General features: G+C 73.2%; 1 protein-coding gene and 1 pseudogene. Both read left to right on the forward strand.

What is annotated here, in order from left to right; genetic code table 11:
- Positions 1 to 1,063 (forward strand): annotated as a pseudogene (locus Q0379_RS20340) (glycosyltransferase family 39 protein); the annotation flags it as partial.
- Complete coding sequence (locus Q0379_RS20345) at positions 1,060 to 1,959, forward strand: hydroxymethylglutaryl-CoA lyase (protein WP_299016015.1); 900 nt, start codon at positions 1,060 to 1,062, stop codon at positions 1,957 to 1,959. The pseudogene Q0379_RS20340 and the gene Q0379_RS20345, both read left to right, overlap by 4 nt.
- Positions 1,960 to 2,116 lie beyond the last annotated feature (157 nt).

Consider the following 2,116-nt stretch of genomic DNA (forward strand, 5'->3'; position numbering starts at 1 on the left):
CTGGATGAAGGACCTGGGCTGGACCTGGGGCGCGATCCTGTTCGCCGCCATCGTCCTGCCCTGGGCGATGATGATCACCGTGGCCACCGACGGGGCGTTCTGGGGGACGGCGATCGGCGGCGACCTGGCGCCCAAGATGGCCGGCGGCCAGGAGGGCCACGCCGGGCCGTTTGGCTACCACGCCCTGCTCTCGCCGCTGCTGTCGTTCCCGGCCACGATCCTGCTGCCGGCGGGCCTGGCCGTCGCCTGGACGCGTCGCAAGGACCCCGGCGTCCGCTTCGCCGTCTGCTGGCTGGTCCCGACCTGGCTGATGTTCGAGCTGCTGCCGACCAAGCTGGTCCACTACGCCCTGCCCGCCTACGGCGCGCTCGCCATGTTGATGGCCGCCGCCGTGCGCGAGCCGCTGGGCAGAGCCGTCCGCTGGCTGGGCGGCGGCCTTTCCGTGCTGATGGGCGCGCTGCTGGCCGCCGTCGCCGTCTATGGCCAGAAGGAATTCGGAACCGTCCATGACCTGGGCTGGACCGTCGTGGCGGCGGTGTTCGCCTTCGCGGCCGGGACCGTCGGCGCGGCCCTCGTCGCCCGTCGCCACGCCGTGCGTGGCCTGTTCGCGGCCGGCGCGCTGGGGATCGCGGCCCACATCGCCCTGACCGCCGGCCTGATCCCGCGCCTGGAGCCGCTGTTCCTGTCGCGCGACCTCGCCCAGGCCTTGGACCAGGCGCGGCTCTCGCCCCGCTCCGGCGCGCCCGGCCCGGTGGCGGTGACCGGCTATGCCGAGCCCAGCCTGATCTTCCAGCTCGGCACGACCACCCAGCTGACCGACGGCGAAGGCGCGGCGGACGCCATCGCCGAAGGCCGCCCCGCCATCGTCGAGGGCCGCGAGGAAAAGCCCTTCCGCGCCGCCATGGAGCAACTGGGCCTCGCCCCGCGTCCGGTCACGACGGTCGAGGGCCTGAACTATTCCGACGGCGACCGCGAGCGCCTGACCATCTATCGCGGCGAGCCTCTCGCGCCCGCCGAGGACGCCGCCGAACCCAACGAACCCGCCGGAGAGCCGCAGCGATGAGCCGCTTCATCGAAATCGTCGAGGTCGGGCCGCGCGACGGCCTGCAGAACGAGAAGGTCTCGCTGTCGGTCGCCGAGAAACTGGACCTTATCGGCAAGCTGGAAGCCGCCGGCGCGCGGCGGACCGAGGTCGTCTCGTTCGTCAATCCGGCCCGCGTGCCGCAGATGGCGGGCGCCGAGGACATCATGGCGGCCCTGCCGGCCGATCCGAACCGCTCGCGCATCGGCCTCGTTTTGAACCTGCGCGGCTGGGAGCGTTGCGTCTCGACGGGCTGCGACGAGGCCAATGTCGTGGTCTGCGCGTCGGACGGCTTCGGCGTCCGCAACCAGGGCGCCACGGTGCGCCAGCAGCTCGAGACCCTGGCCACCATCGTCGAGCGCCGCCAGGCCGACGGCGGCCCGCCGATCACCGCCACGATCTCGGTCGCCTTCGGCTGCCCGTTCGACGGCGAGGTCAGCCAGGACCAGGTCGTGGCCATTGTCCGCGAAGCGGCCGCCCTGGGCGTCCCCGAGATCGCCATCGCCGACACCATCGGCGTCGCCGATCCCTGGACCGTCCGCAAGCGCATCGAGGCCGTCCGCGCCGCCGCGCCGAACGCGCGCCTGCGCCTGCACTTCCACGACACCCGCAACACGGGCCTCGCCAACGCCTACGCCAGCGTCGAGGCGGGGGTCGACGTGCTGGACGCCTCGGTCGGGGGCCTGGGCGGCTGTCCGTTCGCCCCGGCGGCGACGGGCAATATCGGCACCGAGGATCTCGTCTACATGCTGGAACGGGCCGGCTTCGAGACCGGTTATGACCTGGCGGCCCTGATCGCCATCGGCCGCGAGATCAGCGATCGCCTGGGCAAGGCCCCCGCCTCGTCCCTGGCCCGCGCCGGAGGGTTCCCCGCCTGATGATCCGTCTCGCCGCCCTGCTGCCGATCCTCGCCCTCGCCGCCTGCGCGGCGACGCCGGCCCCGGCGGCGCGCTGCGACGTGACGATCAAGTTCGGCAGCTACGGCATGGGCGTCGACCGGCCCCTGGCGGACAAGGTGGCGGCGGCGGTCAAGGC

The sequence above is a fragment of the uncultured Caulobacter sp. genome, from assembly GCF_937900395.1.
Taxonomy (GTDB): Bacteria; Pseudomonadota; Alphaproteobacteria; order Caulobacterales; family Caulobacteraceae; genus Caulobacter.